The 15,951-nt window shown below is 73.8% G+C and carries 4 protein-coding genes (1 of these 4 running past the window's edge); all 4 read left to right on the top strand.

Annotated elements, in window-relative coordinates; all coding sequences use genetic code 11:
• Tightly spaced (each overlapping or abutting the next), the 4 genes in view from ACFYO5_RS02640 to ACFYO5_RS02625 form a layout consistent with a single transcriptional unit that may run on beyond the window.
• Nucleotides 1-13,477: the 3' portion of an SDR family NAD(P)-dependent oxidoreductase gene (locus ACFYO5_RS02640; RefSeq protein ID WP_388703346.1), read on the top strand. It extends 8,660 nt beyond the left edge of the window; 13,477 of the gene's 22,137 nt are visible here — the last part of the coding sequence; its start codon lies beyond the left edge, outside the window; its stop codon occupies nt 13,475-13,477.
• Nucleotides 13,477-14,466: an LnmK family bifunctional acyltransferase/decarboxylase gene (locus tag ACFYO5_RS02635; protein ID WP_388703343.1), complete on the top strand. Its 990-nt coding sequence runs from the start codon at nt 13,477-13,479 to the stop codon at nt 14,464-14,466. Before ACFYO5_RS02640 ends, ACFYO5_RS02635 begins: the two co-directional genes overlap by 1 nt.
• Nucleotides 14,450-14,713 carry an acyl carrier protein gene (locus ACFYO5_RS02630; protein WP_388703340.1) on the top strand — a complete coding sequence of 88 codons (264 nt, stop codon included), beginning with the start codon at nt 14,450-14,452 and terminating at the stop codon, nt 14,711-14,713. Before ACFYO5_RS02635 ends, ACFYO5_RS02630 begins: the two co-directional genes overlap by 17 nt.
• Nucleotides 14,710-15,951, top strand: a complete 1,242-nt coding sequence (locus tag ACFYO5_RS02625) for a hydroxymethylglutaryl-CoA synthase family protein (protein ID WP_388703338.1) — start codon at nt 14,710-14,712, stop codon at nt 15,949-15,951. The genes ACFYO5_RS02630 and ACFYO5_RS02625 overlap by 4 nt, the downstream gene beginning before the upstream one ends.

The following is a 15,951-nucleotide window of genomic DNA, read 5'->3' as shown; positions in this document are numbered from 1 at the left end:
GGTCGGCGGCGACGAGACGCTGGGCACGCTGCGACCCGCCGACGGGCCCGCCGGGTGGCAGGGGCTGACAGCGGTGCTGGACGCCGGGCTCCAGGTTCTCGCCCCGCTGCTGGACGCGGACGGCCCGCAGGCGCTGCTGCCGTTCGCCGTGGACCGGGTGACGGTGCTGCGCTCGCCCGAACTCGCCCGCTACTCGTACGCCCGGCGCACCGGCAAGGACCGGTTCACCGTGTCGCTGACCGACGGGTCCGGCGTGCTGTGCGTCAGGTTCGACGGCGTCTCGCTGCGCGCTGTGCCCCGCGAGGCAGCCGCTGCCGCCGTGGTACCCGAGGGCCCGGGAATCTACCGGCCGGCCTGGGGGAACGCGGGCCCCGCCCCGGAGGAGGCCGCGGGTGACGGCACCGTGCTGATCTGCCGCCCCGAGGCCGCCGGTGCGCTCGCCGACGCGCTGACGGACCGTCATGCCAGAGGGTCGGTACAGGTGGTGGGCTATGACGACAGCGACGCGGTGACCGAGGTCCCCGACCTCGTCTACTTCCTCACCGATCCCGCGCCCGCCCACCGGCCCGAGCAGGACCGGAGCGTGCCGGCGATGCTCCGGCTGGTCCAGCGGCTGCTAACCCTCGGCGCGGCGCACACCGGACTCGGCGTGCGCGCCGTCCTGTTCGGCGCCGTCGCGGCGACCGGCGGCGAGCCGCTTCAGCCGCACGCTGCCGGCCTGCTCGGCCTGTGCGCCACCGCGGCCGCCGAGTACCCGCGCTGGACGGTCGGCTGCGTGGACGCCGGGACGACACCGGCCGCCCCCGAGCAGTCGGCCGCGCTCCTGTCCCGCGAACCCGCCGCCGACCGGCTGATAGCGCTGCGCGACGGGCAGCGCCTGCGGCGCACCCTGGTGGCCGCCCGGCCGGCCGGCGGCGAACCGCCCTGGCGCGAGGGCGGCGCGTACGTGATCCTCGGCGGGGCGGGCGGCCTCGGCCGCACCCTCGGCCGCCACCTGGCCCGCACCCACCGGGCCCGGCTGGCGCTGATCGGCCGCCGCGCCCAGGACCCGGCGATCGACGCGGTGCTCGCGGAGATCGCCGAACTCGGCGGCGAGGCCGTCTACTTGCGGGCCGACGCCGCTGATCCGGCACAGCTCGACACGGCGGTGGCCGCCGCCCGGGCCCGCTTCGGCGCCCTGAACGGCGCCGTGCACGCCGCCCTCGACCTGCGTGACCGGACGCTGCTGCACGCCGACCCGGGAACCTTCCGCGAGGTGCTCGCGCCCAAGGTGGCCGGCACCGCCGCACTCGCCGAGGCGCTGCGCGAGGACCCGCTCGACCTGCTGGCGGTGTTCTCCTCCGCGGTCTCCTTCACCGACTCGGCGGGCCAGGCCGCGTACGCCGCCGCCAGCACCTTCCAGGACGCCTACGCGCAGTGGCTGGACTCCCGCGTCCGCTACCCCGTGCAGGTGCTCAACTGGGGCTACTGGGGCAGTGTCGGGGTGGTCGCCGACGAGCGCTACGGCGAACGGCTGGCCGGCTTCGGCGTCGGCTCGATCGAGCCCGCCGAAGGACTCGCCGCGCTCGACCGGGTGCTGGCCGCCGGCCTGCCGCAGGCCGTGGTGGTCAAGGCCGACGCGCGCGGACTGGCCCGGCTCGGCGTCCGGGCCGAGGGCGACGACCCGCCGGCCCGGCTCGGTGTCCGGGCTGAGGGCGACGACCCGCCGGCCCGGCTCGGTGTCCGGGCCGAGGCTGACGACCCGCCGGCCCGGCTCGGTGTCCGGGCCGAGGCTGACGACCCGCTGACCCGGGCCAGGGCCGGCTTCGCCGCGCTCGACGTGGTGGCCGCCGACCTGCTCCGCGCCGAGTTCGCCGCACTGCCCGAACTGCCCGCCCTGGGCGAGCCCTCGACGTTCGACGAGTTCGCCGAGCGGCTCGGCGCCGGCGGCCGCGGCCGCTCCGTGCTGGGCGCGGTGCTGCGGGTGCTGGAAGAGGCCGGCGCCGCCACCCTGGACAGCGACGGGACACTGACCTTCCGGCCTGCCCTGCTCGACCCGGCGCGGCTGCCGGTCGCCGAGTTCACCGCCGCCCACCCCGCGATGGCGCCGCATCTGAAGCTGCTCCGGGTCTGCGTGGCCGGCCTCCCGGGCATCCTCTCCGGCCGGGTCGCCGCGACCGAGGTGCTGTTCCCGAAGGGCTCGCCCGCCCTTGTCGAACCGGTCTACGCCGACGGGCCGGGCGCCGAGCACTTCCACCGGCTGATGGCCGCCGAGGTGGTCGGCTCCGCGCAGCGGCTCACCGGCGGCGAGCGGCCGCTGCGGATCGTCGAGATCGGGGCCGGGACCGGTTCCGCCACCCGCCACGTGCTGGCCGCCTGCGCCGCGTCCGGACTGCCGACCGCATACCGCTACACCGACATCTCACCGGCCTTCCTCCGACACGGCGAGGCCGACCACCGCGCGGACGGGATGCGGTACGAGCTTCTGGACATCGAGCGCGACCCCGCCGCCCAGGGCTTCGAGCCGGGCTGCGCCGACGTCGTGCTGGCCACCAACGTGCTGCACGCCACCCGGGATCTCGGCCGCACCCTGGCCAACGTCCGCACGCTGCTGCGGCCCGGCGGCGTGCTCGCGGTGAACGAGGTGACCCGCTCCTCCGCGTTCGTCACCCTCACCTTCGGCCTCACCGAGGGCTGGTGGCGGTTCGAGGATCCGCAGCGCCGCCTCCCGGACTCCGCGTTGCTCGGCCCCGCCCAGTGGCGGGCCGCCCTGGCCGATGCGGGATTCCGGGTGACGGGGGTGTGCGGGATCCCCGGCACCCCCGAGGACGAACTCGAGCAATGCCTGGTGACGAGCGAACGGGAGCCGAACGTGACAGCCGAGCAGACACCGGAGCCGACCGCGGCGCAGGTCCGTGACTACGTGCGGCAGATCTTCGCCGAGGTGCTGAAGTTCCGGCCCGCGGAACTCGACGACCACGCCACCTTCGAGACGTACGGGATCGACTCCCTGGTCGGCCAGAACATCGTCTACCGGATGGAGCAGGACCTCGGCGCGCTGCCCGCCACCCTGCTGTTCGAGCAGCTGACCATCCATCAGCTTGCCCACCACCTGCGCACCGACCGCGCCGAGCAGCTGACCGCACTCCTCCGCCCCGCAGCACCGCAGGTAGAGGCCGCGCCGGTGGACTCCGCGCCGGTCCTCCGCCCCGGCGCGCCGCAGGGCGGGGCCGCGCCGGTCGCCCCGGCTGTCCAGGCCGTGCGGACGCCGCCGCCCGTGCCCGTCGCGGAGCCGGCCCGCCCCCGACCGGCGGCGCACGGCGAGGCCGCCGACGTCGCCGTGATCGCCGTCAGCGGACGCTACCCGGGCGCGCCGGACGTGGAGACCTTCTGGCGCAACCTGGAGGACGGCCACGACGCCGTCACCGAGGTCCCCGCGGACCGCTGGGACTGGCGGGCCACCTTCGACGCCGAGCGCGGCCGCAGGGACCGCAGCTACAGCCGGTGGGGCGGATTCCTCGACGACATCGACAAGTTCGACCCCGCCTTCTTCAACATCCTGCCGCGCGACGCCGCCGACATCGACCCGCAGGAACGCCTGTTCCTGGAGACCTGCTGGGACCTGCTCGACCGCGCCGGCTACCTCGGCGGCTCCACCCACGAGACGATGACCGGGGTGTTCGCCGGCGTCATGTACGGCTCGTACGGGCGGCTCGCCGCCACCGGCTGGGCGCACGGCAAGCTCTCCGGCGCACACTCCGCGTACTGGTCGGTGGCCAACAGGGTCTCCTACCACTTCGACTTCCAGGGCCCCAGCTTCGCCGTCGACTCCGCCTGCTCCTCCTCGCTGACAGCGGTCCACCTCGCCGTCGAGAGCCTGCGCCGCGGCGAGTGCCGGATGGCCCTCGCGGGCGGCGTGAACCTGATCCTGCACCCTGCCCACCACGTGTCGCTGTCCTCGCTCAACATGCTGGCCGGGGACGGCGCCTGCAAGGTCTTCGACGAGCGCGCCGACGGCTTCGTGCCCGGGGAGGGCGTCGGCGCCGTGTTGCTCAAGCCGCTCGCCGACGCCGAGCGCGACGGCGACGAGATCCTCGCCGTGATCAAGGGCAGCACCGTCAACGCCGGTGGCAAGACCGGCGGTTACACGGTCCCCAACCCGCAGGCGCAGGCCGCGCTGATCGCCGAGGCGGTGCGCCGCTCCGGCGTCGACGCGCGCACCATCGGCAGCCTGGAGGCGCACGGCACCGGTACCGCCCTCGGAGACCCGATCGAGATCGCCAGCCTCACCCGGGCCTTCAGGGAACTGGGCGCGGCCCCCGAGGAGTTCCGCTGCGCCGTCTCCTCCGTCAAGGCCGCCATCGGCCACCTGGAGGGCGCGGCCGGAATCGCCGGACTCACCCGGGCCGTGCTCCAGCTCCGGCACGGCAGGATCACCCGATGCGTCAACCTGGAGAACGTCAACCCGAAGATCGCCTTCTCCGGTTCGCCGTTCTACCCGCCGCGCGAGACGGTCGACTGGCCCGCGCCCGCCGACGGCTCCCCGCGCCGGGCCGGCGTCAGCGCCTTCGGCGCGGGCGGCGCGAACGCCCATGTGGTGCTGGAGGAGTACCGCCCCCGCACCGCCCCCGCCAAGCCCGGACCGGACGACGGCGAGCAGCTGTTCCTGCTGTCCGCGCGCACCCGGGGCCAGCTGGTCCGCTACGTCGAACGGGTCGCCGACCTGCTCGCCACCCCCGGCGGCGCCGAACTCCCGCTCGCCGCCCTGGCCCGCACCAGCCAGATCGGGCGCCGCGAGATGGCCGAGCGGCTCGCCGTGCTGGCCACCGACACCAAGCAACTCGCCGATCGCCTGCGCGACTTCGTGAGCGGGACGGAGAACTCCGCGGTGGTCACGGGCAGCGCCGGCGGGGACGCCGGCGGCTGGTCGCTGCTCGACGACGAGGACGGGGCCGCGCTGGTCGCCACCATGCTGGCGAAGCGTCGGCTCCCGAAGCTGGCCCGGCTCTGGACGGCCGGCGTGCCCGTCGACTGGCAGGTCTGCTGGACCGCGCCGCACCCCCGCAGGGTTCACTTGCCGCCCTACCCGTTCGAGCGCAGTCGGCACTGGCTGCCCGACTACTCCGCCGAGCCGCTTCCCGGGACCGCGGCGCCCGCCGCACCGGCCCAGCCGGCCACCGCCTGCCGGTACCTGCGCCCGGTCTGGGAACCCGAGCCGCTCGCGGGTGTCGCCACCCCGCTCCCGTCGACGGCGCTGATCGTCGCGGTGGACGAGGAACTCGGTGAGGAACTCGCTCGCCGGCTCGGTGAACGCGGCACCCGCGCCGTCCTGGCCCGCCCCGGCGCCGGCTTCGCCGCCACCGGCGAGGACCGGTACACGGTGGCCACCGGAGACCGCGAGGACCTGCGGCGGCTCGCCGCCCACCTCGCCGAGACCGGCGCGCCGCCGAACGCGGTCGTCGTCGCGGCGGGCGCCGACGGAGCCGATCCGGACGCGGGGTTCCTCCCGCTGCTGTGGTCCTGTACCGCCCTGCTGGCAGCCGCCCCCGCGGGCACCGCGGTGCGCGCCGTCTACGCGCACCCCGGAGCGCCGCAGGACGCCCAGCCCGAGCACACCGCTGTGGCCGCCGCACTGCGCAGCCTCGCCCTGGAGCACAGCTCGTTCACCGGGAGCTGCCTCGCGGTCGGCCCGGACGGAGACACCGCCGGGCGGATCCTCGCCGCCCTCACCGCTCCCGCCGCGGACGACGCCGTCGTCCAGACCGGCTACCAGGACGGCGCCCGACTGCTGCGCCGGCTCACCGAGTTCACCCCTGCCACCGATGGCGAGCCCGCCGACCTCGCGCTCCGCCCCGGCGGCACCTACCTGATCACCGGCGGCGCCGGCGCCCTCGGCGTCCGGATCGCCGAGTTCATGGCCGTCCACGGCCGCCCGATCAACCTGGTCCTGGTCACCCGCAACGGACCCGACCGCTCCGCCCGCGACCGCCTCGACTCCCTCGCCGGCAGGGGCGTCACCGTGCACTGGGAACGCGCCGACGTCACCGACGCCGAACAGGTCCGCCTGTTGGTCGAGGAGACCGTCGACCTCTACGGCGCACTGCACGGCGTCGTCCACGCCGCCGGGGTCGTGCACGACGGCCGCGCCGTCGGCAAGGAACGCGCCGAGGTCGAGGCCGTGCTGGCTCCGAAGCTCGCCGTCGCCCACCTCGACCACGCGATCGGCGAGCGGCCACTCGACTTCTTCGCCGTCTTCTCCTCAGTGGCAGGCGAGGTCGGCAACATCGGCCAGGTCGACTACGCCTACGCCAACGCCTACCTGAACGGCTTCGCCGAGACGCGCGAACGCCTGCGCGCGCAAGGCCTGCGGAACGGACGTACCGTCGCCATCGCGTGGCCGCTGTGGAAGGACGGCGGCATGAGGGTCGACGACGCCACCCTCCGGCTGTACGCCCAGCGCTGGAACATGATCCCGATGACCACCGAGACCGGCCTGCGGGTGTTCTGCCAGGCACTGGGCGGTGAGGAGCCGGTGCTGGTCGCCGTCGAGGGCGCCGCCACCGCGGTGCCCGCGGCTGCCTCCGCGTCCGCAGCGGCGCAGGTGTCCGCCCCGGCCCCGGCACCCGTTCGTGCGGCGGTCGACCCGGACCTCGCGGTGCGGGCGGAACTGCGCCGGATCGCCGCCGGGTTCCTGCTGGTCGACGAGCACGAGGTCGACATGGACGGGGAGCTGCTGGACTCGGGCTTCGACTCGATCACGCTCACCCAGCTCTCGGTCGACGTCAACGAGACCTACGGCCTCGACCTGCTGCCCACCGTCCTGTTCGAATGCCCGACCCTCGACGACTTCGCCCGCTACCTGGTGACCCACCACGCGGACGTCATCTCAGGGACGGTCCGTCGGGCGACGGCGACCACCGCCGAGTCGGTCCCGCCGCCGGCCGGGCCCGCGGCGGTGGTGACACCCCGGCCGGTCGCATCCGCCGCACCCGCCGCCGCCGCCGCCGTCGTCGAGCCGGAGCCGGAGCCGGAGCCGGAGGCGCTGTACGGCCCGACGCCCATCGCGGTCGTCGGCGTCGCCGGCCGACTGCCCGGCTCGACCGACCTGGACGCGTTTTGGCGGCACCTCGCCGCCGGGGACCACCTCGTCGGCCCTGTCCCCGCCGACCGCACCGACCTGCGCCAGGACCCGCAGACCCGGGAGCTGCGTGGCGGATTCCTGGAGGACATCGCCGACTTCGACGCCGCGTTCTTCGGGATCTCCGCCACGGAGGCGGGCCTGATGGACCCGCAGCAGCGGCTCTTCCTCGAGGTGGTGTGGCGGGCCGTGGAGAACGCGGGCTACCCGCCGTCCGCACTCGCGGGCAGCGCCACCGGCCTGTTCGCGGGAGTCTCCACCACCGACTACGACGACCTGATGCGCACCAACGGCGTCGCGGTCCAGGCGCACACCGCCACCGGCCTGTCGCACGCGGTGCTCGCCAACCGGGTCTCCCGGCTGCTGGACCTGCGCGGCCCCAGCGAGGCGGTGGACACCGCGTGCTCGAGCGCGCTGGTGGCGATCCACCGGGCGGTCCGGGCGATCCTGGACGGCGACTGCGACCTCGCGATCGCCGGGGGCGTCAACGCGACGCTCAGCCCCGGCCTGTTCACCGCGTTCACCAAGTCCGGGATGCTCAGCCCCGACGGCCGGTGCAAGACCTTCGACACCGCGGCCGACGGCTATGTGCGAGGCGAAGGCGCGGGCGCGGTGGTGCTCAAGCGGCTCGACCGGGCGCGGGCCGACGGCGACCACATCCACGGCGTGATCCGCGCCACCGCCGTCAACCACGGCGGCCGCTCCGCCTCGCTCACCGCCCCCAACCCGGAGGCGCAGGCCCAGGTCCTGGTCCAGGCGTACCACCGGGCCGCTCTGTCGCCGGACACCGTCAGCCACATCGAGGCCCACGGCACGGGCACCTCGCTCGGCGACCCGGTGGAGACCGAGGGCCTGAAGCGCGCCTTCGCCCAGCTGTACGCCGAGGCCGGGCTGCCGCCGGCCGCCCGCCCGCACATCGCCCTCGGCGCGGTGAAGACCAACATCGGCCACCTGGAGGCGGCCTCCGGCATCGCCGGCGTGCTGAAGACCCTGCTCAGCCTGAAGCACCGTCAGCTGCCCGCCACCTTGCACCTCACCGAACTCAACCCGTACCTCCGCCTGGACGGCACCCCCTTCTACGTCAACGACCGCGCCGCGCCCTGGGACGGCGTCGTCGACGGCGCCGGCCGTACCGTCCGCAGGGCGGGCGTCAGCTCCTTCGGTTTCGGCGGCTCCAACGCGCACGTGGTGATCGAGGAGTACAGCGACGAGACCCCGGGGTACACCGAACTCCCGCCCGCCGCCCGGCTCTTCCCGCTCTCCGCGCCGACCGCCGCGGCCCTGCGCGACTACGCGGCGGCACTCGCCCGGCATCTGGAGGCCAACCCCGACGTCGAGGCCGCCCGTGTCGCCTGGACCCTCCAGACCGGACGCGACGCCCACGCCGAACGCGTGGTCCTCACGTCCGCCGACCGCGACCAACTGCTGGCCCAACTCGTCGCCCTCTCCGGTGGTGGCTCCACCGACGTCCCGTCCGACCCCGCTGCCCGCGAGTGGCTGGACACCGGCCGGACCGCATGGGCGTCCCACTGGCCCGCCACCCGCCCGCGCCGCCTCCCGCTTCCCGGCTTCCCCCTCAACCCCGTGCGCCATTGGTTCACCCCCCGCACCGCCACCCCCGCCCCGGCGGTCCTCGCGACCGCCGAGCTTGTGGCCCGCTCCGCTCCGCTCCCGGCACCTGACACCACCCCGGTCCGAAGCCCGGGCGGCCTGATCAGGCTGGCAGCGACCACGACACCAACTGCCGCCGCCGCTAAGGCCGGTGTGCCTGCGGCCCGGACCCTTGCCGCTGTCGCCGGTCCTGACCTGGCCGCTGTCTCCGCTCCGGCCTCGGCTCCGGCTCCGGCCTCGGCTCCGGCTCCGGCTCCGGCCTCGGCCTCGGCTCCGGCCTCGGCTCCGGCTCCGGCTCCGGCCTCGGCCTCGGCTCCGGCCCCGGCTCCGGCTCCGGCTCCGGCCTCGGCCCCGGCTCCGGCTCCGGCCCCGGCCTCGGCCCCGGCTCCGGCTCCGGCCCCGGCCTCGGCCTCGGCCCCGGCCTCGGCTCCGGCTCCGGCTCCGGCCTCGGCTCCCGTCCCGGAGCCTGTTGTCGTCCAGGTGTCGTCGGAGGTCCGGGAGGAGATCGCCGGCCTGATCCACCGGCGGCTGGCCGAGATCCTCGGCCTGGATCCGGCGACGATCTCGATGACCAGTTCGTTCGTCGACCTGGGCCTGGACTCGATCTTCCGGATGGAACTGGTCCGCGGCCTCAACGACCACTACGGCCTGGACCTCAAGGCGGCCGACCTCTACGACTACGACAGCGTCGAGCAGTTGACCGCCGCCGTGGTGGTCGCCATGGAGGAGCCACCCGCACCCGAGCAGCAGTCAGAGCCGGCAGCGGCAGCGGCTCCGGCACAGGTACCGGTACCGGCGCCCGAGCAGGAGGCAGCGCCGGCAGCGGCACCGGCACAGGTAACGGCGCCAACACCGGCGCCCGAGCCCGTTCCCCTCTCCCTCCCCACCCCCACTCCCACCCCCAACCCCGCCCCCGTCGGCGTACCGCCCGTCGGGTCCGCGCTCGACCCGCAGGAGCTGCTGGGCGACCTGATCTCGATGATCTCCGGCCGCACCCTCACCCCGGGTGTGGCGTTCACCGACGACGGCCTGACGTCCTTCGACATGCTGCGCACCGTGAGCGCGCTGGAGAAGAGGTTCGGTGCCCAGCGCAAGACCCTGATGTTCGACCACCCGACGGTGCCCGCCCTGACCGAGCACCTGCTCGCCGAGTACGGCCCGGCCACGACCGTCGGCCTGCGCGAGGTGCTGTCCTCGACGGCGGCCGGTCCCGAGCGGCCCGGCGTCCCGACGCAGGTCGCGACGCGGTCGCGACAGCCGGCCGGCGGCTGGACGGTGCTGCGCAAGAGACAGCTGCCGCAGCGTCCGGAGCTGGCGGCGGTGGTCGCGGAGGTCGACGCGCGGTGGGCGAAGGAAGGCGGCCTCGCGGGGCGCGACATCGCGCCGCTGATGTTCCTGGGCACCGAGCGGGAGGGGTACTTCAACTTCTCGCGGAAGGGCGGGGTGCTGTTCGCGTGGAGCTACGTCGGCTCGCGCGAGTACTTCCCGAAGCTGATCGAGCAGTACGTCGCCTACGCGGACCGGCACGGTCTCCAGCCCAACTTCCTCTCGGTGGAGCACATCGGGTCGGTGGCCGGTCAGCCGTTCACGGCCACGCCGTTCGGCGCGGTGCAACGGCTGGACGATCTGAGCACCTTCACCGTGGAGGGCAGCCGGATGCGCCGGCTGCGCTACATGGTGAACCGGTTCGCCGCGGCGGGGAAGTGCGCCACCGAGGAGTACCGGGTGGGCAGCGATCACGCGGTCGACCAGGAGATCGTGTCGATGATGAGCCGCTGGGGCGAGACCAAGCAGATGGTCAACCCGTACGTGGCGGTGGTCAGCGAAGAGATCGGCCGGGGTCAACTCGCCGACCGGCACCGGATGTTCCTGACCCGGGTGGACGGTGAGCTGGCCAGCGCGATCATCGTGACGAAGATCCCGTCGGAGTCCGGCTGGCTGCTCGACCTGGAGTTCTACCCGAAGGAGGCGCCGCTCGGCGGTCTGGAGTTCGCGATCGTCCGGATCATCGAGAGGCTGGCGGCCGAGGGCGTCGAGATCTTCAGCTTCGGCGCGAGCTTCGGCGTCAAGGCGGGCGAGTCCCCCAACTCCTCGCCCGAGGTGGAGAACGGCCTGGCCGAACTGCGGACGGTCGGCATCTTCGACGAGGGCAACTTCCAGTTCAAGAACAAGTTCCGCCCGACCAACTCGACGATCTACCTGTGCCAGCCGGACGACGAGCGGCGCAGCGCGGTCGCCGACGTGATCCTGATGATCGCCAGCCCGGACCTGGAGACCACCGCCCCGGAGGCCCTCGACGACGTCCGGGCCCCATCCGTCTCCGAATCCGGCTCCGAGGCTGGGTCGAGGGCCGTCTCCGAATCCGGCGGCTCCGAGGCTGCGTCGAGGGCCGGATCCGAGGCCGATCCGCGGGCTGCGTCCACGGCGGGATCCAAGGCGGCGTCCCTGGCCGCGGCCGAGGCCGATGAGCCGGTCCGGCCTGCTTCTCCCGAGCCGGCCGCGGCTCCCGCTCCGGAGCGCCCGGCACCCGCTCGGGCCGCCGTCCCGCAGCCGGCCGACAGCGTCTCCGCGTACGGCCACAACCCGATCGCCCTGCCCACCTCCGCGGTGCGGTTCGACCTGATCACCGACTCGTGGGCCGAGCTGGCCACCCCGGCGGTGGCCGAGCGGACGGCCCGGCTGACCAAGGCGGCGGCGGGCGTGGAACTCGGGGCGGAGGGCCTGCCCCGGGTGCCCTGGCTGGACTTCGCGTGCGTGGTGCCGACCCCGTCGGGGCGGACCGCGGAGGCGCTGCTGTGCCGTTCCTGGCCGGGCGTCCGCCAGGCGGCAGTGCACAACGGGCTGTTCCCGACCTTTCTGATGAGCCTGGCCGACAACGGCTTCGAGCCGGTCGCGCTGCCCGACTGCCGGCCTGTCACCAGGACCGGCCCGTTCCGGGATGTCGACCTGGCGGCCCTGGAGCGGGTCCTCGCGGAGCGGCCGGGCGGGGTGTCGATGATCTGCCTGGAACTCAGTGACAACGCCCAGGGCGGCTACCCGATCTCGCTGGCGAACCTGCGCGAGGTGCGCCGGATCGCGGTGGCGGCCGAGGTCCCGCTGGTGCTGGACGCCACCAGGGCGCTGGAGAACGCGGCGTTCGTGGCGGAGCACGAGGAGAGCGCGCAGAGGCGGGGCGTCTGGAAGGTGACGGCGGACCTGCTGGCCACCGCGGACGCGGTGACGATGGGCCTGTCGAAGGACTTCGGCATCGACTTCGGCGGTCTGGTCGCCACCTCCCGGCCGGGCCTCGCCGAGCGGTTGCGGGAGCAGATCTCGACCCGCGGCCACCAGGTCAACCTGGCAGGCCGGCGGCAGATCGCGGCGGCCCTCGCGGACTCCGGCGGTGTGGTCGAGCAGGTGGGCCGGCGCCGGGCCGCGGTGAAGATGCTGTGGGGCCTGCTGTCACGGGCGGGCCTGCCGGTGATCGGCCCGGCGGCCGGGCACTGCGTGCTGCTGGACGCCGGCGCGATGAAGCAGTTCGAGGACTTCGAGCACCCGGTGCCGTCCTGCCTGGACTGGATCTTCGAGCACACCGGCGTCCGGGGCGGCCCGCACCTGGCCACCGGTGCGGGCGCGTCTCCGCTGATCCGGCTCGCGGTCCCGGTCGGCACCGACACCTCGGACATCCGGGAGATCGGCAGGCGGCTGGCCGGACTGTACCGTTCCGGCCCGGCGCCGGTCGCGCTCATCCCGGTCGACCCGACCGCGGCCCCCGCGCAGGCGGTGTTCCACCCCGCGGCGGTGGTGCCGGAGGACATCAAGGCGGCTCTGCGCGAGGGCGTCCGCGCGAAGGACGACAACCTGGGCGTGCTGACCGACTTCGGGGCGCCGGTGGAGCACCGGATCGTCAGTGTCCCGCAAGGGGGCGAGGTGGAGGCCTTCACGGCGGGCACCGGGCCGACGCTGCTGTTCATCCACCCGTTCAACATCGGGGCCGGGTTGTTCCGCCACCAGTTCGCCGACCTCTGCGACCGCTACCGGGTGGTGGTGCTGCACGCTCCGGGCGTCGGCCGCACCAACGCCTCCGCCGACCTCACCCTGCACGGCCTCGCCCAGGTGCACCGGGCGGCCCTGCGCGCACTCGGCGCGACCGGGCCGGTGCACCTCGCGGGTGCCTCGTTCGGCGGCCTGACCGCTCAGACCTACGCGCTGGAGCACCCGGACGAGGTGGCGTCGCTGACCCTGATCTGCAGCTCGTACAAGTGCGCCAACCGGGTCGGCGAGGTCAACCGCCTGGACGTGGTGCTGCAGGAGGACTTCGACAAGATCGCCGCCGGCGGCGCGCAGGCTCCCGACGAGCAGCGGCGCCTGCAACTGGAGGGAGTGCTGCTGCGTTCCGAGAGCATGGATCCGCAGACCGGTCTGCGCTACCTGGACGTGTTCGCCACCGAACCGGACCTGCTGTCCCGGCTGCCCCTGATCGCGGTGCCGACGCTGGTCGTCCAGGGCCGCTACGACTCGGTGATCCCGCAGAAGACCGCACACCTGCTGCACGGCGCGATCGCCGACTCCCGGTACGCGGAGATCGACGGGGCCGGCCACTTCCCGGCGCTCACTCACCCGGAGGCGTTCAACTCCGTTCTCACCGCCTTCCTCTCCGAGCACGACACCGAGCACGACACCGAGCACGACACCGAGCACGACACCGAGCACGACACCGGGCACGACACCGGGCCCGGCACGCCGACCACCGTGAAGGGGGCGCAGTGATGCCCGGCACCCAGGATTCCCTGCTGCGGCCGGAGGCCTGGCGCGCCCCCGACGGCTCGGTCGGCCGGCTGGTCACCGTCAAACCCGGGATGTGCGGGCACAATTCGCTGTTCGTCGGCCAGGTGGGCGACTGGACCTGGGAGACCGTCAGCGAGGTCTGCGACACCGACGCGTTCAACGCGTGCAACGACCGGGGCCAGCCCACCTACCTCTCCTTCTACTACTTCAGGGTCCGCTCCGGGGGGCAGCTCCACCCGGGCGCGCTGACCTTCGGCGACCGCATCGAGACCACCTCGCGGGTGTTCGGCTTCGGCAGCGAGTCGGTGCTGACCCTCCACCGGATCCGCCGACTGCCGCCCGGCTCCGAGGCGAAGCCCGAACAGGGCCTGGATCCGGACGAGTTCTTCGCGGCCCGGCAGCCCGACTGCCTGTACGTGCAGAACTTCAACCGCTGGGTCACCCGTAGTCACGCCGACAGCAACGAGGGACTGATCACCTCCGCGCCGGCCGACTTCCGGCACGCCCACCTGCCGCGGCTGCCCGCCGCCTACTCGCCGCGGGCCGCGTACGGGTCGGCCCGGGTCCGGGGGACCTTCCACGACCCGCAGGACCCGGAGTGGGAGGAGCTGGTCGCCGCGGACGAGGTCGAGTACCCGATCGACATCACCCGTGACCTCAACGGCGTCGGACTCCTGTACTTCGCCTCGTACTTCTCCATCGTCGACGGCGCCCTGCTCAAAATGTGGCGGAACCAGGGACGCGCCGACCGTAGATTCCTCGATCGGACGGTGCTGGATCACCAGCTCTGCTACCTCGGCAACGCCGACGCCGACTCGGTCCTGCGGATCCGGCTGCGTTCCTGGCGGCGCCGCGACGACCCGGCCGAGGAACGCTGGAACGCGGTGGTCGAGGACGCCGCGAGCGGCCGCTGCCTGGCGGTCTGCACCCTGCACGTACGACTGGAGGGCTCGAATGCCGCAGCGCAGTGACACCGACCGCGCCGCAGTGGCCCGCCTGGTGCACGAGACCGTCGCCGCCATCCTGCCCCAGGTGCCCGCCGAGCAGATCACCGGCGACAAGCACCTCAAGGACCTCGGCGCGGACTCGGTGGACCGGGTGGAGATCATCATGGCGCTGATCGACGCGCTCGGAGTGCGCGAGCCGATGGCCGGCTTCAGCACCGTGCCCCACCTCGACGCCCTGATCGACTTCCTGGTGGAGGTGAAGCGGCGATGACCGTCCGGATCGGCATCGAGGCGCTGAACGTCCACGCCGGCTTCGCCCAACTGTCCACCGCCGAGCTGTTCGAGGGGCGCGGCCTGGATCAGGAGCGGATCGGCCACCTGATGATGCGGGCCCGCTCGATCGCCCTGCCCTGCGAGGACCCGATCACCAACGCCGTCAACGCGGCCGCTCCGATCGTCAACCGGCTCGCCCCGCAGGACAAGGAGCGGATCGAACTGATCCTCACCTCCAGCGAGTCCGGCGTCGACTTCAGCAAGTCGATCGCCTCCTACGTCCACGAGTTCCTGGGCCTGAGCCGCAAGTGCCGGGTGATGGAGGTCAAGCAGGCCTGCTACGCCGCCACCGGCGCCCTGCAGATCGCCGCCGGCTACCTGGCCTCCGGCGTCTCCCCGGGCGCCAAGGCGCTGGTGATCGCCACCGACGTGTCCATGGTGGACGCCCGGGCCGGCTACGCGGAACCCGCCACCGGCACCGGCGCCTCCGCCATGCTGCTCGGCGACGACCCCCGGGTCCTCGCCCTCGACCTCGGCGCGTTCGGCGCGCACGCCTACGAGACCATGGACTCGGCGCGGCCGATGCCGGACTACGACATCGCCGACGTCGACGGCTCGCTGTTCGCCTACCTGGACTGCCTGTCCAACAGCTTCGCCGACTACTGCGGCAAGGTCGCCGACGTCGACCTGCGGACCACCTTCGACCAACTCGCCCTGCACACCCCGTTCGCCGGGCTGGTCAGGGCCGCACACCGCAAACTCATGCGGGAACAGGCCCGGGCCACCCCTGACGCCATCGAGGCGGACTTCGCCGCCCGGGTGTCGCCCTCGCTGGTCTACCCCAGCCAGGTCGGCAACCTCTGTTCCGGTTCCGTCTACCTGGCCCTGGCCAGCCTCATCGACCACGCCCCGTACCGGGGCACCGCCCGGGTCGGCCTGTTCTCGTACGGCTCGGGCTGCGCCTCCGAGTTCTTCAGCGGACTCATCGACGAGGGCTCCCGCGCCGCGCTCGCCGAACTGGACATCGCGGGCCGGCTGAACGCCCGGGTCGCCCTGGACTTCGGCGAGTACCTCGAGCTGCTCGCCGAGAACAGCCGTTGCCTCGTCCCGGTCGAGAACCGCAAGACCGAGGTCGAGCGCTACCGGCGCTTCTTCGACGCCGGCCCCGGCGGCCGGGAGCCGGTGCTGGCGTACCGCGGCACCGAGGGCTACCACCGCACCTACGAGTGGGTCTAG

This window comes from Streptomyces sp. NPDC006259, assembly GCF_042870975.1.
Classification (GTDB): domain Bacteria; phylum Actinomycetota; class Actinomycetes; order Streptomycetales; family Streptomycetaceae; genus Streptomyces.
Note: the sequence above shows the minus strand (reverse complement) of the source record. Positions and strands in the feature narration are given on the sequence as shown.

Bases quoted from the DNA above. Each gene is read 5' to 3' on its own strand.
- ACFYO5_RS02635 (WP_388703343.1), top strand. From the start codon at position 13,477: ATGCCCGGCACCCAGGATTCCCTGCTGCGGCCGGAGGCCTGGCGCGCC.
- ACFYO5_RS02630 (WP_388703340.1), top strand. From the start codon at position 14,450: ATGCCGCAGCGCAGTGACACCGACCGCGCCGCAGTGGCCCGCCTGGTG.
- ACFYO5_RS02625 (WP_388703338.1), top strand. From the start codon at position 14,710: ATGACCGTCCGGATCGGCATCGAGGCGCTGAACGTCCACGCCGGCTTC.